At 63.6% G+C, this 18841-nt stretch carries 19 protein-coding genes; 7 read left to right on the top strand and 12 right to left on the bottom strand.

The annotated features are described in order from the left end of the window. Positions 1-188 precede the first annotated feature (188 nt). From OCA5_RS02030 to yddG, 3 genes are all read left to right on the top strand, one after another. Positions 189-1367, top strand: coding sequence for an acetyl-CoA C-acetyltransferase (locus OCA5_RS02030; RefSeq protein WP_012561290.1), 1179 nt, complete (start codon positions 189-191; stop codon positions 1365-1367). 156 nt (positions 1368-1523) lie between these two features. Then, positions 1524-2249: an acetoacetyl-CoA reductase gene (phbB, locus tag OCA5_RS02035; protein ID WP_012561289.1), complete on the top strand. Its 726-nt coding sequence runs from the start codon at positions 1524-1526 to the stop codon at positions 2247-2249. Between the two features lie 60 nt (positions 2250-2309). Then, a complete protein-coding gene (yddG, locus tag OCA5_RS02040) occupies positions 2310-3194 on the top strand; it encodes an aromatic amino acid exporter YddG (RefSeq protein ID WP_012561288.1) in 885 nt (294 codons plus the stop codon). Positions 3195-3223: 29 nt separating this feature from the next. On the opposite strand, the gene OCA5_RS02045 is transcribed toward yddG, so the two are convergent. From OCA5_RS02045 to gloB, 3 genes are all read right to left on the bottom strand, one after another. Continuing rightward, positions 3224-4777, bottom strand: a complete 1554-nt coding sequence (locus tag OCA5_RS02045; protein ID WP_012561287.1) for an amidase — start codon at positions 4775-4777, stop codon at positions 3224-3226. 304 nt (positions 4778-5081) lie between these two features. Beyond that, on the bottom strand, positions 5082-5519 hold the full coding sequence (locus OCA5_RS02050; RefSeq protein WP_012561286.1) for a cupin domain-containing protein: 438 nt from the start codon (positions 5517-5519) through the stop codon (positions 5082-5084). Beyond that, positions 5519-6286, bottom strand: a complete 768-nt coding sequence (gene gloB / locus OCA5_RS02055) for a hydroxyacylglutathione hydrolase (protein ID WP_012561285.1) — start codon at positions 6284-6286, stop codon at positions 5519-5521. Before gloB ends, OCA5_RS02050 begins: the two co-directional genes overlap by 1 nt. A gap of 116 nt (positions 6287-6402) precedes the next feature. Here gloB and OCA5_RS02060 point away from each other — a divergent pair, with 116 nt between their 5' ends. Further along, positions 6403-7146 (top strand): class I SAM-dependent methyltransferase, encoded by a 744-nt coding sequence (locus tag OCA5_RS02060; RefSeq protein ID WP_012561284.1) that lies wholly within the window; start codon positions 6403-6405, stop codon positions 7144-7146. A gap of 28 nt (positions 7147-7174) precedes the next feature. On the opposite strand, the gene OCA5_RS02065 is transcribed toward OCA5_RS02060, so the two are convergent. The 6 genes from OCA5_RS02065 to OCA5_RS02090 all read right to left on the bottom strand — a co-directional run bounded on the left by OCA5_RS02065 (position 7175) and on the right by OCA5_RS02090 (position 14769). Then, positions 7175-7864 (bottom strand): DUF4167 domain-containing protein, encoded by a 690-nt coding sequence (locus tag OCA5_RS02065; RefSeq protein ID WP_012561283.1) that lies wholly within the window; start codon positions 7862-7864, stop codon positions 7175-7177. 526 nt (positions 7865-8390) lie between these two features. Further along, the gene (gene prmC, locus OCA5_RS02070; protein WP_012561282.1) at positions 8391-9263 is read right to left on the bottom strand and encodes a peptide chain release factor N(5)-glutamine methyltransferase; all 873 of its coding nucleotides are present in this window, start codon (positions 9261-9263) and stop codon (positions 8391-8393) included. Continuing rightward, complete coding sequence (gene prfA, locus OCA5_RS02075; protein ID WP_012561281.1) at positions 9260-10336, bottom strand: peptide chain release factor 1; 1077 nt, start codon at positions 10334-10336, stop codon at positions 9260-9262. Before prfA ends, prmC begins: the two co-directional genes overlap by 4 nt. Before the next feature lie 51 nt (positions 10337-10387). Further along, positions 10388-12655 (bottom strand): phosphoenolpyruvate--protein phosphotransferase, encoded by a 2268-nt coding sequence (gene ptsP / locus OCA5_RS02080; protein WP_013912779.1) that lies wholly within the window; start codon positions 12653-12655, stop codon positions 10388-10390. Positions 12656-12773: 118 nt separating this feature from the next. Then, complete coding sequence (locus OCA5_RS02085) at positions 12774-13460, bottom strand: MarC family protein (protein WP_012561279.1); 687 nt, start codon at positions 13458-13460, stop codon at positions 12774-12776. A gap of 52 nt (positions 13461-13512) precedes the next feature. After that, complete coding sequence (locus tag OCA5_RS02090; protein WP_012561278.1) at positions 13513-14769, bottom strand: aspartate kinase; 1257 nt, start codon at positions 14767-14769, stop codon at positions 13513-13515. 140 nt (positions 14770-14909) lie between these two features. On the opposite strand from OCA5_RS02090, the gene OCA5_RS02095 reads away from it, so the two are divergent. The 3 genes from OCA5_RS02095 to OCA5_RS02105 all read left to right on the top strand — a co-directional run bounded on the left by OCA5_RS02095 (position 14910) and on the right by OCA5_RS02105 (position 17151). Beyond that, positions 14910-15377, top strand: a complete 468-nt coding sequence (locus OCA5_RS02095; protein ID WP_012561277.1) for a PH domain-containing protein — start codon at positions 14910-14912, stop codon at positions 15375-15377. Between the two features lie 15 nt (positions 15378-15392). Continuing rightward, positions 15393-16157 carry a bifunctional 2-polyprenyl-6-hydroxyphenol methylase/3-demethylubiquinol 3-O-methyltransferase UbiG gene (gene ubiG, locus OCA5_RS02100; RefSeq protein ID WP_012561276.1) on the top strand — a complete coding sequence of 255 codons (765 nt, stop codon included), beginning with the start codon at positions 15393-15395 and terminating at the stop codon, positions 16155-16157. Positions 16158-16254: 97 nt separating this feature from the next. Beyond that, complete coding sequence (locus OCA5_RS02105) at positions 16255-17151, top strand: EamA family transporter (protein WP_012561275.1); 897 nt, start codon at positions 16255-16257, stop codon at positions 17149-17151. A gap of 60 nt (positions 17152-17211) precedes the next feature. Here OCA5_RS02105 and OCA5_RS02110 read toward each other — a convergent pair whose 3' ends face one another. From OCA5_RS02110 to grxC, 3 genes are read right to left on the bottom strand one after another with little or no spacing between them, the layout of a single operon-like run. Further along, positions 17212-17667: a DUF1178 family protein gene (locus OCA5_RS02110; protein WP_012561274.1), complete on the bottom strand. Its 456-nt coding sequence runs from the start codon at positions 17665-17667 to the stop codon at positions 17212-17214. Continuing rightward, positions 17664-18545, bottom strand: a complete 882-nt coding sequence (locus OCA5_RS02115; protein WP_012561273.1) for a carbon-nitrogen hydrolase family protein — start codon at positions 18543-18545, stop codon at positions 17664-17666. The genes OCA5_RS02110 and OCA5_RS02115 overlap by 4 nt, the downstream gene beginning before the upstream one ends. Next, on the bottom strand, positions 18542-18817 hold the full coding sequence (gene grxC / locus OCA5_RS02120; RefSeq protein ID WP_012561272.1) for a glutaredoxin 3: 276 nt from the start codon (positions 18815-18817) through the stop codon (positions 18542-18544). Before grxC ends, OCA5_RS02115 begins: the two co-directional genes overlap by 4 nt. Positions 18818-18841 lie beyond the last annotated feature (24 nt).

Below are 18841 nucleotides of genomic sequence, written 5' to 3' on the forward strand. Positions count from 1 at the left end.
AAAGGCTCGGCTACCGTTTTGTTCCCCGCCGGTTAATGTGGGCCATGGCCCGCAAATGCTCATTCTCGACCAAAGTTGCGATCTGGCGTCTGGCCGTTCCGCCGGAAAGGGATAAGCTAAAGGGATAACCCGGCGCGCCCGCGCCGGTTCGGTCCTAGCCTCGTGCTTCATTGTCAAGGAGATTGCCCATGTCAGACGATGTCGTCATCGTCAGCGCCGCCCGTACTCCGGTTGGCTCGTTCAACGGTGCGTTTGCCACTGTGCCGGCGCATGAACTCGGCGCTGTCGCAATCAAGGGTGCTCTCGAGCGCGCGGGCGTCGACCCCTCGCAGGTCTCAGAAGTCATCATGGGTCAGATTCTCACGGCGGGGCAGGGTCAGAATCCGGCGCGTCAGGCGTCGATCAGGGCTGGCATTCCGGTCGGAAGCCCGGCCTGGGGCATCAACCAGCTCTGCGGCTCAGGCTTGCGGGCGGTCGCGCTCGGCTATCAGGCGTTGAAGAACGGCGATTCCGAAATTGCCGTCGCCGGTGGCCAGGAATCCATGAGCATGGCCCCGCATGCGCAGTATCTGCGCGGTGGCGTGAAGATGGGCAACACCGAACTGATCGACACCATGATCAAGGATGGACTGTGGGATGCCTTTAACGGCTATCACATGGGTACCACCGCCGAGAACGTCGCCAAGCAATATCAGATCACCCGCCAGCAGCAGGATGAATTCGCCGTCTCCTCTCAGCAGAAGGCGGAAGCGGCGCAGAAAGCCGGCCGGTTCAAGGACGAGATCGTGCCGTTCATCGTCAAGTCGCGCAAGGGCGAGATCACCGTCGACACCGACGAATATCCGCGCCACGGCGCGACCCTTGAGGCGATGGCGAAGCTGCGCCCGGCCTTCGAGAAGGAAGGCTCCGTCACCGCAGGCAATGCGTCGGGCATCAATGACGGCGCGGCCGCTCTTGTCCTGATGACGGCATCGCGGGCGGCGAAGGAAGGCAAGACCCCGCTTGCCCGCATCGTCTCCTGGGCGCAGGCCGGCGTCGATCCTTCGATCATGGGCACCGGGCCGATCCCGTCCTCGCGCCGTGCGCTGCAGAAAGCCGGCTGGAAGATCGAGGACCTCGACCTCATCGAGGCGAACGAGGCGTTTGCCGCACAGGCCTGCGCGGTCAACAAGGATCTCGGCTGGGATACCTCGAAGGTCAACGTCAATGGCGGCGCCATCGCGATCGGCCACCCGGTCGGTGCATCCGGTGCGCGCGTACTGACGACCTTGCTGTTCGAGATGCAGAAGCGCGATTCCAAGAAAGGGCTCGCGACACTTTGCATCGGCGGCGGCATGGGCATTGCCATGTGCGTGGAGCGCGACTGATCTCTGGCATACAAGATGCCGCCTGTCTGCGCGGCATTGCGTCGACCAAAGGATGCCCGGTTTTTCAGCCGGGCATTCTTTTTTGGTTTGACGTTTGATCGCCGGGCTGTCGTGATGATCGGGTAGCGTAACGCAAGTTGGATTCGGAGGGACGTCATGACGCGCACGGCATTGGTGACGGGCGGGACCCGCGGCATCGGAGCGGCTATCAGCAAGGCGCTGAAAGAGGCCGGTTACAAGGTTGCGGCGAGCTATGCCGGCAACGACGAGGCGGCCGCGAAGTTCAAGGCCGAGACGGGGATCGCCGTCTACAAATGGGATGTCGCGTCGTTCGATGCCTGCGCCGACGGCGTGAAGAAGGTCGAAAGCGAAGTTGGGCCGATCGACGTGCTCGTCAATAACGCCGGCATTACGCGTGACGTGCCGTTTCACAAGATGACGCTCGATCAATGGAATGCCGTGATCAACACCAACCTCGGATCGCTGTTCAATATGTCGCGGCAGGTGATCGAGGGCATGCGTGCACGCAAGTTCGGACGCATCATCAATATCTCCTCCATCAATGGTCAGAAGGGGCAGTTCGGCCAGGTCAACTATTCGGCCTCGAAGGCAGGCGACATCGGCTTCACCAAGGCGCTTGCGCTCGAGACCGCGCGCGGCGGCATCACTGTCAATGCGATCTGCCCTGGCTACATCAACACCGAGATGGTGCAGGCGGTGCCGAAGGATGTGCTCGAACAGAAGATCCTGCCGCTGATTCCGGCGAACCGGCTCGGTGAGCCAAGCGAGATTGCGCGCGCCGTGGTATTCCTCGCATCCGACGATGCGGGTTTTGTTACCGGCTCGACACTGTCGGTCAACGGCGGGCAATATCTCGCATAATGAAAGCGCGCCACCGGCGGCATTGCTGATTGAACTGCGGCGATGCCGCCTGCGTGAGACATGCGTTCTTCCACTGCGACTTTGATCGGCCTTGTCGCGCTGGTGCTGTGGTCGGCACTCGCGGCGCTCACGGTGGCAACCGGGACGATCCCGCCGTTTCAACTCCTCGCCATGACGTTTGCAATCGGTGCGCTTGCGAGCATGGCAGGCTGGATCGCGCGGCCTTCTGCGATCGTCGCCCTGCGCCAGCGGCCGGTGGTATGGCTCGTCGGCATCGGCGGGTTGTTCGGCTATCACGCGCTCTACTTTCTGGCGCTGCGCCTTGCGCCGCCGGCGGAAGCCGGCCTTCTGAACTATCTATGGCCGCTTCTCATCGTGCTGATGTCGGCGTGGCTGCCGGGCGAACGGCTCGCGCTCCATCACGTGGCCGGCGCCCTTCTCGGATTCGCGGGTGTCGTGATGTTGTTCGATGGCGATCTCAGCGGCGCATTGGAGGGTCGCTATGCGCCGGGCTTTATCGTCGCGCTTGGGGCAGCGTTCGTCTGGGCCGCCTATTCGGTGCTGTCGCGTAAATTTGGCCAGGTGCCGACCGATGCCGTCACCGGCTTCTGTGCGGTGACGGCGGTGCTGGCCGCACTCACGCATATCGTCATTGAGAAAACAGTAATGCCGGAGACGGCCACGCAGTGGCTGGCGATTCTTGCGTTAGGTCTCGGCCCGGTCGGCCTTGCTTTCTATGCCTGGGATATCGGCATGAAGCGCGGCGACATCCGTCTTCTCGGTGCGGCGTCTTATGCAACACCGTTGCTGTCGACGCTGCTGTTGGTCGTCGTAGGCTATGCCAAGCCGACCTCATCGCTCGGCCTTGCTGCGCTGCTGATTGCGGGTGGCGGCCTTCTTGCAGCGAAGGATGCGCTCTGGAAGAAGCCCTCGCCGCGAGGCTGAGCGGCGAGGGCTTCAGATTCCTGCGTACCTTATTTCGTAAGCGGCGGCGTGCTCTGTGGCGGGCGCCGCGCCTTGGTCGCCTGCTCGAAAGCATAGGCGTATTTGATCAACAGCGGTTCGGTGAACGGCCGCCCGATCATGTCGAGACCGATCGGCACCCCGATTGGCGCGTTCTGGCCGGGCTTGGAAAATCCCATCGGCACCGTGATCGCCGGAAATCCGGTCAGTGCCGCGAGAATGCCGGTGCGGTCGGCCTGATTGGTCTCGGTGATGGGAACGACAAGGCGCATCTGCTCAGGATAGATCACAGCGTCGAGTTCGTTCTTCGCCATGTGGTTGAGCAGGCGATCACGCAGATCGTCGAGCTTCGCAAGGCGCGCGAGATAATCCTTCTCCTGCCCGGGATTTTCGATCGCGTTGCTTGCGGTGAGAAATTTCTCCAGCGTCTGCTTGTCGTATTGGCCGGAAGCGATCAGATCGGTAAGGCTCTTCACCGGCGCGCGATCGCCGAGGGAGGCGAGGTAGGCATTGAAGAGCGGTTTGAACTCCCATTTCTGGACGTCGTAATCGCGGTTGAAGGTACCGGCATCGAAGAACGAATCGTCGATCTCCACGACCGTTGCGCCGGCAGCCTTGAAGGCCTCGACCGCCTTGTCAAAAGCAGCCGTCACCTCGGCATGGATCGGCTCCTTGCCGACGAAGGATTTCAGCACGCCGATGCGCGCGCCTTTCAGTCCGGCGGCGTTGAGGGCTTCCGTATAAGAGGAAGGGATATGGCCGATGGCTCGCGCCGTGACAGGATCAGCCGGATCGTAGCCAACAAGTACGTCGAGCATCGCAGCGACATCGGAAACCGAGCGCGCGATCGGGCCGACGACATCCTGCGTGCTGGAGACCGGAATGACATGCGCGCGGCTGACAAGGCCTTTCGTGGTCCGGAATCCGACAAGACTGTTGGCGGACGAAGGCGAGCGGATCGAGTTCACCGTATCGGTGCCAAGGCCGACGGCCGCGAAGTTCGCTGCCACGGCCGCGCCGGTGCCGCCGCTCGAGCCACCCGGCGTGCGCGTCAAATCATAAGGGTTCAGCGTCTGGCCGCCGAGCGAACTCACCGTCGTGCCGGATAACGCGAATTCATGCAGATTGGTCTTCATGAGGATGATCGCGCCTGCAGCGCGCAGCCTGCTGGTGACCGCGCTTTCCTGCGACGGAATGGTGTCCTTGAACAGAAGGTTGCCGCCGGTCGTCGGCAAATCCGTGGTGTTGTAGTTGTCTTTCACCGCCACCGGGATGCAGGCCAAGGGCGCGAGCTTGCCGGTCTTTGCAAACTCCTCGTCCTGCTTTGCGGCGATATCCCGCGCTTTCGGATTGATGGTGATGACGGCGTTGAGCGCCGGACCTTTCTTGTTATAGGCTTCGATCCGCGCCAGATACTGATCGACAATCGCCGCGCAGGTGGTCTCCTTGGTCTGGATGGCGTTATGGATCGATGCAATCGACGCTTCCTCGATCGTGAATGGAGCGCCTGCTGCGCTCCCGCAACCCAAGGCCATGATGGACAAGACAGCCAATCCTTTTTTCATTGGTTCTCCTCACATGGTGCGACGTATTTGAAACGCGGTACATCCCCAGCCTGCGGTGGAGTGTCCACGTCAAAAGTCTGCATGCCGTGTGAAGTGTGTGGCAAGGCGGTTGTCGGAAAGCGCGAACGTCACACGCGATTGTGAGTGAAATCGCGTTGCAGCACCAAATTTTTCTCAAGGCACCCTTGCTCACAAGACATGGCAAGCGGAAAGATTGGTACCTTGGTCCGCCCAAATGGGATGCGCGATTAAGTCGTAATACGAGATAAATTTTAGAGACTGGTGTGCAGGAAGTGCGTCAGAGTCAGGCGAGCGGATCGAAATCCGGTGTGGCTAACTCAAAACCGTTGAACGTAAATCCCGGCGCGACCACGCAACCGACCAGCGTCCACTTCCCGAGCGGCCGCGCCGCCTGCCATGCACCTGCCGGCACGATGGCTTGCGGCATTTCGCCTGCCGCAAGGTCCGCACCCAGCAGGATGTCGCGGCGGGTGCCGTTCTCGACAATGCCGAGCGTCAACGGGTCGCCCGCGTAATAGTGCCAGCTCTCGACCGCATCGACACGGTGCCAGTGCGAATGTTCGCCTTCGGCCAGCAGAAAGTAGATCGCAGTAGATAAAGCGCGCCCGTTCGCATCGGTGCGGGCGTCGCGAAAGGTCTCGCAGAAATGCCCGCCTTCCGGGTGCGGCGTCAGGCCGAGACGGGCAATCACCTCGGCCGCCGTGAGCGATGCGCCGCTCATCAGGCGCGGTTCTTGCGCTCGCGGATTTCGCCAAACACCTCTGCCGGCGTCTTGCCGTTCATGCCGAGCGCGGCGGCAACGGCAGGCACGTCGGCACGCAGGAACACGTTGGCTTCCTTCTCGTCGCGCATCAGTGAGGGAATGGTGAGCTTGCCTTCCGCCCGCAGTTTCGTCACTTCCTCGGCGCGCTTCTTCAGTGCCGGATTGTTCGGCTCGATGCCCAGCGCGAATTTGACGTTCGAGGCGGTGTATTCGTGGCCGCAATAGACACGGGTGTCGTTCGGCAGCGCGCGCAGTTTCAGGAGCGACTCCCACATCATCGGATAGGTGCCTTCAATGACGCGCCCACAGCCGATCGAGAAGATGACGTCGGCGCAGAACAGCGCATGCGCGTCGTCGAACATGTAGCTGATGTGATCGAGCGTATGGCCGGGCGTCTCGAACACCCGCGCGACGAGATTGCCGACCTTGACGGTGTCGCCCTCCTTGACGTGAACATCGAGCCCGTCGATCCGCACACCCTTCTCGTAGGGGCCGACGACGCGGCATTTGTACTTCGCCTTCAGCTCGGCGATGCCGTCGGTATGATCGGCGTGATGATGGGTGATGAGAAGGTCCGTCAGCCGCCAGCCTTCGCGCTCCAGCGCGGCGATGATCGGCTTCGCGTCCGGCGCGTCGATGGCCGCCGTCGCCTTGGTCACGGGGTCGTGGATGAGATAGCCGATATTGTCGCTGAGGCACGGGAAAACACGGATTTCAGCAGCCATGGTCGCTCCACTTTGTCGAGAATGCTCGCTGTTTAGCATGTCCATGCGACAGGGTTAAACCCCGCGCCGCGACAGCGATGCCTTATGCAGACGCTGCGTGCGTGGTAAAAGGCCCCATGACCGTCGACGTCATCGATCTTCGTGGCTTCTATTCCCAGCGTATCGGCACAGTTGTGCGGCGTATGATCTGGCGCGGCATTCAGAACCACTGGCCGGACGCGCCCGGGCAGCGCGTGCTTGGTTTCGGCTATCCGACGCCGTATCTCGGCTTGTTCCGCGATAGCTGCGAGCGCTGTCTTGCATTCATGCCGGCGACGCAGGGCGTGCTGAAATGGCCGACCGCGCGGCCAACGCTCTCCACGCTCGTCGATGAACTGTCATTGCCCCTGCCGGATGCGGCGCTCGATCGCATCCTGCTCGTGCATGCGCTCGAGATGTCGGACGATCCGGAAAATTTCATGCGTGAGATCTGGCGCGTGCTCGCGCCGTCAGGCCGGTTGATGGTCGTGGTGCCCAATCGTCGCGGGGTCTGGGCGCGCGGCGACAACACGCCGTTCGGCCACGGTCAGCCTTATTCGCGCACGCAGCTGATTCAGCTTTTGCGGCAGACGTGGTTCACGCCGGTGGCGTGGAGCGAGGCGCTGTTCATGCCGCCGGTCGATAAGGGCTGGATGCTGCGCTCGGCCCCTGCCTGGGAGAAAGTGGGATCGGCGCTGTCGTCGCCGTTCCCGGGCGTATTGCTCGTTGAGGCGACGAAGCAGGTCTATCGCGGCCTGCCGGCGAAGCGCGAACGGCCACGCCTCATTCCGGCGCTCGAACCTGCGCTGGTGCCAAGGCCGCTGCAGCGGCAGGACCCCTGATCACCAGCCGGGCGATATTACGTGAGGCTTACTCGCCTGCGAGATCGCCGCTCTCCTGCGGCACGGCAGCCGTCTGTCCTTCAGGACGCGGTGTGCGGGGACGGCGGCGGCGATGGGCGAAACGCTCGCCCTGCGGCGCTCCGCCACCCTCGAACGGGGCTGCAGGCTGCGGTGCACCGCCGGTGATGAAGGAGGGCAGTCCGGACGCGCCGCTATCCTGCGGTTGCGTCTGCTGCTGGCGGGTGTTCTCGCGCGGTTCGCGATATTCACGCGGCTGCTCACGCTGTTGCGGGTAGGGCTGCGACTGCTCGCGCTGGGTGAACTGCTGCGGCTGCGGGGCGAAGCCCGGCTCGGCGCCGAAGTTCGAGTAGTTATCTTCTTCGCTGAAATCCTCGCTGGATTCGCCCTCGGCGCGCGGAGGCTGCTGCTGTTGCGGCTGGCTCTGGCGGAGCTGTTCCTGCGCGGCCGCGATCAGGCGGAAGTAATGTTCGGCGTGCTGGTAGTAGTTTTCCGCTGCAACCGGGTCGCCGGAGGAACGGGCATCGCGCGCAAGCTGGACGTATTTCTCGGCGATGTGGGAGGCGGTACCGCGGATCTTGATGTCAGGACCGTTGGACTCGAACACCCGGGTCATCGGATTCTGGCCGCGCCGGTTGTTGCCGTGATTGCCGCCGCTACGACCGCGCATGCGCTTGTTGTTGTTCTGACCGTTCCTCATGTCGTGCCTTTTACCGATCCTCGATAGTGTTGATCGAATTGGAGCCATTAATCGAAGTGAGTTCTTCTGCGTTTCGTCCCGTTCCGGTAGCGGTGCGCCGTCGCGTCAATTGCAGAGTGCAGGTTTTCATCCTGCGTCCGTCGCGTTCAACGGCACACCGTTTGTGCGCCATACCTCTCAATGCCCTGACGCGCCGCCAGGGTGGATGACCTCGAATGGCGATTGACCCCAATTCCCGCCCGGAACGCAGAACGGGCAGGCGCCGATGTCATGTTTGAATGTTCAAGCGCACAGCTTTCATTGGCTGGAAGCGGGCAGCGCGGCTCGTCGTCCTTCGCGCCCAAGACAATCAGCGACAATCCGCTTTCGGAACCCCTGTCGGCGGTCCTCTTTCCCTTGAGGACGCTGGCCCCTCTATCCGCTTGACGGAACCGAGGGCCTGACCGATGTGCCTGAAACCTAATCGCTCCGGGGCCAATCGCCAAGGGTTTTTTGCTGATTTTTTCGTGGCTCAGGCCTCAAAAAGTCAGGTTTTTCGGGCTGTCACGACCCGCGGGACGCCGCCCAGATCGGCCTTTGCGGGGGCGGGCACGGCAAGTCCTGCTTCGGCCATCAGGGTCGCCACGCCGTGCGCCTGGCGCTGCCCGATCTCGACCGCAGCAATTCCGCTTGGTGCCAGCAACGCAAAAGCGAGAGGAGCGATCGTCCGATAGGCGGTGAGCCCGTCAGCGCCGCCGTCGAGTGCGAGGCGCGGATCGTGCGCGCGCACTTCGAGATCGAGATGGTCGATGTCGGCCGTCGGAATGTAGGGCGGGTTGGAGACGACGATGTCGAACGGCCCGCGCAGCGCGCCCGCATAATCGCAGGCGACAAAGGTCGCGCGTGAGGCGAGGCCAAGCGTCGCAGCGTTATCCGCCGCAGTCGCGATTGCCGCGGGATTGATGTCGGTGCCGATGCCGGTCGTATTCGGTAATTCCGAGAGCAGCGCGAGGAGGATCGCACCCGAGCCAGTGCCGATATCGAGGATGCGGAGTGGCGCAGCCGTGCGGCCTTCGCGTTTCAGGATGTCGAGCACGGCCTCGATTAGCGTCTCGGTGTCCGGGCGCGGCACCAGCGTTGCCGGTGAGAGTGCGAAGGTAAGGCCCCAGAATTCCCGGCGGCCGAGAATGCGCGCAACAGGCTCGCCCGCAATACGACGTCGTATGACATCCTCGAGCCGTTGTGCCTCGCTCGTATCGAGCCTGCGCGTGGCCGCTGTGATCAGCCCGGTGAGATCGAGCTGCAGCACGTCGCCAAGAAGAAGCCGTGCATCGAGTTCGGGTGATTCGATCTTAGCTTTGCGCAGCTGGGTAGCAATGGCGCGCCGCGCTTCGTCGAGGGTGTGCCCGGCGAGGTTCACGCCGAGGTCTCGGTGGCGAGCAGTGCCGCCTGATGCTCGGTTGTCAGCGCGTCGATCAGTTCGTTGAGCGCTTCGCCTGCGATCACCTGCGGCAGCTTGTAGAGCGTGAGATTGATGCGGTGGTCGGTGACGCGGCCTTGCGGGAAGTTGTAAGTGCGCACGCGCTCGGAGCGGTCGCCGGAGCCGACCTGTCCGCGCCGGTCGGCGGAGCGCTCGGATGCGGCGCGCTGGCGTTCGGCGTCGAGAATGCGCGAGCGCAGGATGTTCATCGCCGAGGCGCGGTTCTTATGCTGTGAGCGGCTGTCCTGCATCATGACGACGATGCCGGTCGGAATATGCGTAATGCGGATCGCGGATTCAGTCTTGTTGACGTGCTGACCACCTGCGCCCTGCGCGCGCATGGTTTCGATCCGCAGATCGGTATCCTTGATGTCGATATCAATCTCTTCGGCTTCGGGCAGCACCGCCACCGTCGCGGCGGAGGTGTGGATGCGGCCGGAGGCTTCGGTGTCGGGCACGCGTTGCACGCGATGCACACCGGATTCGAATTTCAGTTTCGCGAACGCGCCGCGGCCCTGTACCTGGGCAACAATCTCCTTGTAGCCGCCGACGGTGCCTTCGCTCGCGGAGATCACCTCAACCTTCCAGCCCTGCAGCGCGGCGAAGCGCTCGTACATGCGGAACAGGTCGCCCGCGAACAGCGAGGCTTCGTCACCGCCGGTGCCGGCGCGGACTTCGAGTACGACGTTGCGCTCGTCCATCGCGTCCTTCGGCAGAAGGGCGATGCGAATCTGCTGCTCGAGATTTTCCTGCCGCTCCTGCAGCACGGGCCGCTCGCTCTCGGCCATCGCCCGCATCTCTGCGTCGGTCGTGGGATCGTCGATCATGGCGTCGAGATCGGAGAGCTCTGATGCGCCGGCGCGATAGGCCTTCACGGCATCGACCACCGGCGTGAGTTCGGCAAGCTCACGTGTCGCGCGCACGTAAGCCTCGGCATTAAGTTGGCCGAGCAGCTCCGCTTCGAGGGCGGCGTGGCGGGCAAGCAGAATGTCGAGTTTGGCGTCGGGAAGCATTGGGTCGTCTCACGAAAGCAGGAGGGCGGTGCAGGCGGGGCAGGTGCCTTCCTACAACGGCAGACCTTCGGCTTCGGCAAAAGCGGTGAGCCGCTCGCGGATCGGAACACGGTCATAGGGCGTATCGAGCCACTGCGCCATCGCGGCCTCGGCCTTGGCGGCGTCGAGATCGAGGATCAGCGCCTTGACGGGGCCATGAGCGGTGGCGTTCACCGACATCGAACGATAGCCGAGCGCGATCAGCGCCATCGCGCCGAGCGGCTGCGACGCCATCTCGCCGCACAGCGAGACGGACTTTCCGGCTTCCTTGCCCTTGCGCGCGATGTGGCGAAGCGCCCGCAGGATTGGCGCCGACATGGTGTCGAAGCGGTCGGTAACGCGCGCATTGCCGCGATCGACCGCATACAGGAACTGGAACAGATCGTTGGAGCCGACCGAGACGAAATCGACGCGCTCAAACAGGTCATCGAGCTGATAGAGCAACGCCGGAACCTCGATCATGGTGCCGACGTCGATGCGCTCGGGCAGCGTGTGGCCATGCTGGCGCAGATAAGTGAGTTCGCGCTCGACCATGGTCTTGGCCTGATCGAACTCGCGCACCACCGTGACCATCGGAAACATAATGCGCAGCGAGCGTCCCGCCGCCGCGCGGAGCAGCGCACGGATCTGGCCGCGCAACAGGCCGGGACGGTCGAGGCCGAGCCGGATCGCACGCCAGCCGAGCGCTGGATTCTCCTCGACGATCGTGTCCATGTAGGGCAGCGCCTTGTCGCCGCCGATGTCGAGCGTACGGAACGTTACCGGCTTGCCGCCGGCGGCGTCGAGCACGGTACGATAGAGCGCAAGCTGCTCGCTGGTGCGCGGCAGGCTCGTGCTCACCATGAACTGCAGTTCGGTGCGAAACAGGCCGATACCGGCCGCGCCTGCGTCTTCGATGTGTGGCAGGTCGATGACGAGGCCGGCGTTGAGCATGAGCTCGACCGGCTGGCCGTCACGGGTCACGCACGGCTTGTTGCGAAGTTCGCGATACTGCTCCTGCCGGCGGGCGCGGAAGCGCACACGCTCGGCATAGGCTGCCTGAATTTCCTGCGAGGGTCGCACATAGATCGAACCCGAGGTGCCATCGACGATGATGGCATCGCCCGGGTCGGCAACGCCGGGAGCGTTGGCAACCTCGCCGACCGCGGGAATGCCGAGCGCGCGCGCCACGATCGAAACATGAGAGTTGGCGGTGCCTTCCTCGAGCACGAGGCCGCGCAATTTGTTGCGGTCGTAGTCGAGGAGTGCCGCCGGCCCCATCGAGCGGGCGACCAGAATGGCGTTGTCGGGCAGTTGCTCGCGTGACGGCGCGTGGTCGCGCCCGACGAGCTCGCGCATCAGGCGATGGCCGAGATCTTCGAGATCGTGCAGACGGTCGCGCAGATAAGGGTCGGTCGAGCGCAGCATGCGCGCGCGGGTGTCGGACTGGACGCGCTCGACGGCAGCTTCGGCGGTAAGGCCGGTCGCGACCGCCTCGCGCAGCCGGTGTTGCCAGCCTTGGTCGTTCGCGAACATGCGATAGGCTTCGAGCACGTCGCGATGGTCGCCGCCCTCGGCAACGTCACCGCGTTCCAGCATGCTGTCGAGGTCGGCGCGCAGCTTGGTGACGGCCATGTCGAGCCGCTTCACTTCGCGGGCGACGTCCTCGGCGATATAGTTGGTGATGACGACGCGCGGCTCGTGCAGCACGACATGGCCGAGCGCGATGCCGTCGGAGAGAATGGTGCCGGACTTGTGAACGGCGATGCGGGCGGCGGGCTCGGCACCGGGCTCGGCGAGTGAGGACAATTCGCCCGACGCGATCATTTCCGCGAGCACCATCGCGGTGGTCTGCAGCGCCTCGACCTCCTCCTCGACATAGGTGCGCCGCGCGCGGTTCTGCACCACCAGCACGCCAAGCGTGTTGCCCGCGCGCAGGATCGGCACGCCGAGGAAGGAGTGATAGATTTCTTCGCCGGTCTCTGGACGATACGAGTAAGCCGGATGGCTCTGCGCGTCGGAGAGGTTCAGCGGCTGGGCCTCGCTTGCGACGAGGCCGACGAGGCCTTCATGCGCATCGAGCACCGTCTTGTGGACGGCGTCCTTGTTGAGGCCTTCGGTGGCGTAGAGTTCGAGCGTGTTGTCGACGCGCAGCACATAGGTCGAGCAGACCTCCGCCACCATGTTGGCAGCGATCAGCACCACGATCTTGTCGAGGCGGTCCTGTGCGCTGACCTGCTCGGCCATCACTTCGCGCAGCCGCCTTAACAAGACGCGGGGGCCTCCCAGCGCGCTGCGCATCCGCTCGATCCTCGCTTCTCAATGGCTTGGGGGCGTTTCCACCCACCCTTACAGGCTATAGCGAATCGCCCCTCCCTTTGCCAAGCAAAAGGCCTGCCATGTCGGGGGTATGGAAGGGTTATAAGGGCAGGGCGAGCGCCACGTAGCTTGGCAACTGGGGCAGCAGGGTGCGCAGCCCGCCCCAGATGATCTGAATGCCGATGCAGAACAGAAGAAACGCGGACAACCGCATCATCACATTGGTGCCGCGCTCGCCGAGCACGGTGACGATGTTTCCTGCAAAGCGATAACAGACATAGATCGTCGCCGCGATCGCGGCGAGTCCGGTCGCGGCCCCGCCGCCCAATGCCGCGAGTTGGGCAAGGTCGACCGCGGACGATGGCCGCTGGCTGCCCAGCGTGATTGCGACCGAGATCGAGCCGGGACCGACCGTGAGCGGCATGGTGAGCGGGTAGAAGGCGTCGACCTCTTTTTCCCGTGGGGCGGGCTGGTCGCGGCCCTCGAGATCGTCGCCCTGATGCAGAAGCCTCCAGCCCAGCGCTGCGACCACGAGGCCGCCAGCGATGCGCAGGACCGGCAGCGTGATGCCGAAGAACACCAGTACATGCGAGCCGATGAACAGCGAGCACAGCAGCAGGACGAAGCTGTTGATCGCGACGCCGCGCGCGAGCGAGGGTAGGCGCGCTTTCGGGGTGCGGTTGGTCAGACGCAGGAAGATCGGCGCGCCGCCGACCGGGTTGATCACGGGAAAGAGCGCCGCATAAACCAGCAGGAACGCATTCACGATCTCTGCAATGTTGTTCACGCTGGGCGCGCCTTGATTCTCGCCAAATCCGGTTTCCCGGAGTCTGGCCCGGTCAGGTCTTGGCGTCGAGTCCGTAAAGAGTATGCAACGTGCGGACCGCAAGCTCGGTATAGGCGGCGTCGATCAGGATCGAGAACTTGATTTCCGAGGTCGTGATCGCGCGGATATTGATGTTCCGCTCCGACAGCGCCGCGAAGGCGCGCGCGGCGACGCCCGCATGGCTGCGCATGCCGACGCCGATCGCAGAAATCTTGGCGACGTCGGTTGCGCTGTCGATCCGCTCGTAGCCGATCTTGTCCTTGGCCTTCGCGATCACGTCCTGGGCGCGGGTGAACTCGGATGCCGGGACCGTGAAGGTGAGGTCGGTGTAGCGGCCGTCCTCGGAGACGTTCTGCACGATCATGTCGACGTTGATGTTGGCGTCGGCGAGCGGGCCGAAGATCGAGGCTGCGACGCCTGGCTTGTCTTCGATGCGGCGCACGGAAATCTGCGCTTCGTCCTTGGAGAAGGCGATGCCGGTGACGACTTGGCTTTCCACGATTTCCTCCTCGCTGCAGATCAGCGTTCCCGGCGGCGTGCCGTGCGGGTCGATATCTTCCGGTTTGACAAAACTGGAGCGGACAAACACCGGCACGTTGTGCACGAGGCCGAGCTCGACCGAGCGGACCTGCAACACCTTCGCGCCCTGCGAGGCCATCTCCAGCATTTCCTCAAAGGCAACCTTGTCGAGACGTTTTGCCTTCGGCACAACGCGCGGATCGGTCGTGTAGACGCCGTCGACGTCGGTATAGATATCGCAGCGCTCGGCACGGATCGCCGCAGCGATGGCAACTGCGGAGGTATCCGAGCCGCCACGGCCGAGCGTGGTGATGCGCCCTGTTTCCTGATGCAGGCCCTGGAAGCCCGCAACGACCGCGACTTCCTTGCTGGCTTCGAAGCGGCGGATGAGTTCGCTGCCGTCGATGCCCTCGATCCGGGCAGAGGCGTGGGCGTCGTCGGTGAGGATTGGAATCTGCCAGCCCTGCCAGGAGCGGGCCTGGATACCGAGCGCCTGCAGCGCGATCGCAAGCAGTCCCGAGGTCACTTGCTCGCCAGAAGCGACAATCGCGTCGTATTCGCGGGCGTCATGAAGGGACGAGGCTTCCTTCGCCCAGCCGACAAGCTCGTTGGTCTTGCCCGACATGGCGGAAACGACGACGGCAACGTCGTGGCCGGCATCGACCTCGCGTTTGACATGACGCGCGACGTTCTGGATACGCTCGATATTGGCGACGGAGGTGCCGCCGAACTTCATGACAAGGCGGCCCATGGAGTGGCGCGGTCCTGTTGCTGGTTCAGGGTGGAGAGCGGTTCCGCTCAAAACCGCAGCGCCGCTCCGAAAACGCGGCTATACATAGCTGCGCCGCCGGGGGCAAGCCATGAGTTCCGCAAGCCGGACAAAGGGACACGATGGGCCGTTATGTGGACGAGATTTTGCAGCCCGGCGAGCGGCTTCGCTACTCGACGACCGTCCACGGCATCGTCTATGCGCCGGGGTTTTTCTGCCTCGCGCTGGCGGCGGCCGCGCTCGCCGGGGCGTGGGCGACGCTCGACGGCGCCTGGGTCGCGATCCTGATCGCGGTTGCGGCGGTCTGCGCGGCAATCGGGCTGTTCTGGCTCGCGGGTGCGTGGTTCCGCCGCTGGACCACGGAAACCGATGTCACCAGCCTGCGCGTCGTCCACAAGGAAGGTTTCATCAAGCGCAACACCTTTGAGATGAGCCTTGATAAGGTCGAGAGCGTTGATGTCGACCAGAGTATTCTGGGCCGGGTTCTCGGCTTCGGCGATGTCACGGTCAAAGGGGTGGGCGAGGGACACAAGAGAATGAAGATGATCGCCGCGCCGCTGCAATTCCGTAATCACATCACCGCGCACTGACAGCGAGCCAAAACCGTGACCGCGCCTATAACCGATACCTCTGCCCAGACCTCGTCTCCGAGCGTCGATCCCGCCGAGATCGCCCGCTTCTCGAAGCTGTCTTCCGACTGGTGGGACCCGAACGGCCGGATGAAGCCGCTGCACCGGATCAATCCGTTGCGGCTGGCCTATATCCGCGACGCTGCCTGCCGCAAATTCGGCCGCAACCCGAAAAGTCTCACCTGCCTGTCCGGGTTGCGGGTGCTCGATATCGGTTGTGGTGCGGGGCTGCTCTGCGAGCCGCTGGCGCGCCTCGGCGCGGAGGTGGTCGGCATCGATCCCTCCGAAACCAACATCGCGGTGGCGAAGCTGCATGCCGAACGCGGCCATCTCAGCATCGATTACCGGGCGACCACGGTCGAGGCCATCGACATGCGCGAGCGCTTCGATATCGTGCTTGCGATGGAAGTCGTCGAGCACGTCAACGATGTCGGCGCATTTCTGGCGCGCTGCGCGAGTGCGATGAAGCCGTCCGGGTTGATGACCGTCTCGACGCTCAATCGCACCTGGAAAAGTTTTGCGCTCGCCATCGTCGGCGCGGAATATGTGCTGCGCTGGCTGCCGCGCGGCACCCATAGCTGGGACAAGTTCGTCACGCCCGAAGAACTTTCCAACTATCTCGAAGCAAGCAAGCTCGGCGTCACCGAACAGACCGGCGTCGTCTACAACCCGCTAGCGGATCGCTGGAGCCTGTCGTCCGACATGGACGTCAACTACATGCTGGTCGCCGAGGCGCTGTAGCTGCCGGATGCAGGCGTGCCTTGCATGTCGGAGACTTGACCGGCACTCCCTTCCATGAGCCTCTGCGGCGGCGATTTTCCTGCAGCGCGAGCGCTCGATGACCGATCTGACATCGCTCTGGATTCCGCTGACGTTGGTCGGCTCCGTCGGTCAGGTTGCGCGCAATGCCATGCAGCGCGGCCTCACCGGGCCGCTCGGCACGCTCGGCGCCACGCATATCCGCTTTCTGTTCGGCTTTCCGTTCGCGGCGCTGTTTCTGCTGACGATACTTTTGGTCACCGGAGATCGCATCGGCTGGCCTGCGCCGGGATTTCTGCCGTGGCTGCTCGTCGGTAGTCTGACACAGATCGCAGGCACGGCCTTGATGCTCGCGGCGATGAACGAGCACTCCTTCGTCGTCACCACCGCCTATCTCAAGACCGAGCCGCTGCAGACGGCGGCGTTCGGCTTCGTCTTTCTGGCCGACCATCTGACCGTCATGAAGGTTGCCGGCATTATGATCGCGACCGTCGGTGTAATGCTGACGGCGCTGCAGCCCGGCGTGCGCGGCTTTGGCCGGCTGCGCCCGATACTGTTCGGGCTCGGCGCGGCGGCGTTTATGGCGCTATCCTCGGTCGGCTATCGCGGCGCGATCCTCAATGTCGAAGGTGTCTCGTTCGTAACGGCTGCTGGCTTTACGCTGACGTGCGCGCTTCTCCTGCAATCCATCGTGCTCTCGGCCTATCTGGTGGCACGCAAGCCCGGCGTGATGACTACGATTCTCGGCCTGTGGAAGCCATCGCTGTTCGCGGGCTTCACCGGCGCGTTCAGTTCGTTCTTCCTGTTTCTCGCGTTCGCGCTGACGCCGGTCGCGAATGTGCGCACGCTCAATCTCGTCGAGGTGCTGATCGCGCAAGGGGCTGCGCATTACGGCATGAAGCAGCGGATCACCGCGCGCGAGGCCGCCGGCATCGTGCTGATCCTGTTCGGGGTCGGGCTGCTGCTTCTGGGCTAACGAAAGAATCGCGGCGAAACGTGCGCTTGAAGTTTAGACGCGGTTGTTGGTGAAGCGCTTTTAATTCCGCTCGCCCGGCAGGAGTGGCAGCGGCATCACCTCGACGCCTTCCTCGAGCAGCGAGTGGGCTTCCTCGGCGGTGGCCTGTCCGTAGATCGCGCGATGCTCGGAATCGCCATAGTGAATCTTGCGCGCCTCGTTCGGAAATTTCCGCCCGACATTCTCGGCATTCTTCTCGACATGCTCGCGCAGTTCACGCAACTTTGCGGCGAGTTCGCGTTCTTGCGGGGCCATCATCAGCGTCGGCGTGGAGGTCTCGCTCGCCTTTACCTCGGGCTCGCTTGTCTTGTCCTTGGCCGCAAGGCGCGGTGCCATGATCGCCTTCTCCACCTTGGCGGAGTCGCAGGCCGGGCAGGTCACAAGGCGGCGCTTGCGCTGGCTCTCATAGGTGGCGGAGCTTTGAAACCAGCTTTCAAAGCTGTGGCCACACTCGCAGCGGAGCGCATAGCGGATCATGCCGAGCCCCTCACAGCGTGCAGGTGGCCCGGCTGGCGGCGGGTGTCGCGGATGCTGAAGCGGCGGCCATGCTGCAGCGACGGAATGCTTTTACGGACGGCCTCGACCCGCGCGGGATCGATCTCGGCCATGATGACGCCGAGGTCGGTGCCGCCTTCGGCGATGATCGTGCCCCACGGATCGACGATCAGCGAGTGGCCGAAGGTCTCGCGCTTGTTCTGATGCAGGCCGCCCTGCGCGGCTGCGAAGATGTAGCAGCCGTTCTCGATTGCGCGGGCGCGCAGCAGCGTGTGCCAGTGCGCCTCGCCAGTGCGCCGGGTGAAGGCGGCGGGTGCTGCGATAAATGACGCGCCGGCTTCGGCAAGCGCGCGGAACAGTGAGGGGAAACGCAGGTCGTAGCAGATCGTGAGGCCGAGTGTGCCCCACGGCAGATCGGCAAGCACCGCAGTTTCGCCCGGCTGGTAGTTCGCGGATTCGCGATAGCTCTCGCCGTTCTCAAGATCGATGTCGAACATGTGGATCTTGTCGTAGCTCGCGAGGATGTCGCCGTCCGGCCCGATCAGGAACGAGCGGTTGGCGGCGCGCTCAGGCGAAGCCTTCAGCGCCAATGAGCCGATATGCAGATGTACCTTCAGTTCCGCCGCGAGCGCGCGATAGGCCGCAAGCGAAGCGTCGTCGGCCTCCGACGCCAGCAGTTCGAACAGCGCCTTGCGGTTCTCCTGCATGACGTTGGTGACTTCGGGCGTCTGAATGTACTGCGCGCCTTGCGCCGCCGCCTCGCGGATCAGCCGCGTTGCCTCGACAAGGTTGTCGGCAGGCATGAGCCCGCTGCGGAGCTGGACGAGCGCCGCCTTGAAGGGGGCGGGAGCGGTGGTCATGTCGGTTCTTTCTGTCCGTTCAGCAGGGGATCCAGCCTGCCTGCGCGCTCGAGCGCGTAGAGGTCGTCGCAGCCGCCGACATGGAAGCCGTCGATGAAGATCTGCGGAAAGGTCATGCCGCCATTGGCGCGGGCCAGCATCTCCTGACGGAAATCCGGATTCTTGCTCGCGTCAAATTCGGTGAACGCGACCTGCTTTTGCGCGAGCAGCGATTTCGCTGCCGAGCAGTAGCCGCAGCCGGGCCTTGTGTAGATTTCGACAGCCGCCGACATCGTGCCTTCCATCGTGAAAAAGTG

The sequence above is a fragment of the Afipia carboxidovorans OM5 genome (assembly GCF_000218565.1).
GTDB classification, from domain to species: domain Bacteria; phylum Pseudomonadota; class Alphaproteobacteria; order Rhizobiales; family Xanthobacteraceae; genus Afipia; species Afipia carboxidovorans.

Excerpts from the sequence above, each read along its gene's own strand:
- OCA5_RS02050 (WP_012561286.1), bottom strand. The coding sequence starts at position 5,519 with ATGAGCGGCGCATCGCTCACGGCGGCCGAGGTGATTGCCCGTCTCGGC.
- OCA5_RS02030 (WP_012561290.1), top strand. The coding sequence starts at position 189 with ATGTCAGACGATGTCGTCATCGTCAGCGCCGCCCGTACTCCGGTTGGC.
- OCA5_RS02065 (WP_012561283.1), bottom strand. The coding sequence starts at position 7,864 with ATGAGGAACGGTCAGAACAACAACAAGCGCATGCGCGGTCGTAGCGGC.
- prfA (WP_012561281.1), bottom strand. The coding sequence starts at position 10,336 with ATGCTTCCCGACGCCAAACTCGACATTCTGCTTGCCCGCCACGCCGCC.
- OCA5_RS02110 (WP_012561274.1), bottom strand. The coding sequence starts at position 17,667 with ATGATCCGCTATGCGCTCCGCTGCGAGTGTGGCCACAGCTTTGAAAGC.
- OCA5_RS02045 (WP_012561287.1), bottom strand. The coding sequence starts at position 4,777 with ATGAAAAAAGGATTGGCTGTCTTGTCCATCATGGCCTTGGGTTGCGGG.
- yddG (WP_012561288.1), top strand. The coding sequence starts at position 2,310 with ATGCGTTCTTCCACTGCGACTTTGATCGGCCTTGTCGCGCTGGTGCTG.
- gloB (WP_012561285.1), bottom strand. The coding sequence starts at position 6,286 with ATGGCTGCTGAAATCCGTGTTTTCCCGTGCCTCAGCGACAATATCGGC.
- OCA5_RS02095 (WP_012561277.1), top strand. The coding sequence starts at position 14,910 with ATGGGCCGTTATGTGGACGAGATTTTGCAGCCCGGCGAGCGGCTTCGC.
- OCA5_RS02115 (WP_012561273.1), bottom strand. The coding sequence starts at position 18,545 with ATGACCACCGCTCCCGCCCCCTTCAAGGCGGCGCTCGTCCAGCTCCGC.
- grxC (WP_012561272.1), bottom strand. The coding sequence starts at position 18,817 with ATGTCGGCGGCTGTCGAAATCTACACAAGGCCCGGCTGCGGCTACTGC.
- ptsP (WP_013912779.1), bottom strand. The coding sequence starts at position 12,655 with ATGCGCAGCGCGCTGGGAGGCCCCCGCGTCTTGTTAAGGCGGCTGCGC.
- OCA5_RS02090 (WP_012561278.1), bottom strand. The coding sequence starts at position 14,769 with ATGGGCCGCCTTGTCATGAAGTTCGGCGGCACCTCCGTCGCCAATATC.
- phbB (WP_012561289.1), top strand. The coding sequence starts at position 1,524 with ATGACGCGCACGGCATTGGTGACGGGCGGGACCCGCGGCATCGGAGCG.
- OCA5_RS02060 (WP_012561284.1), top strand. The coding sequence starts at position 6,403 with ATGACCGTCGACGTCATCGATCTTCGTGGCTTCTATTCCCAGCGTATC.
- OCA5_RS02105 (WP_012561275.1), top strand. The coding sequence starts at position 16,255 with ATGACCGATCTGACATCGCTCTGGATTCCGCTGACGTTGGTCGGCTCC.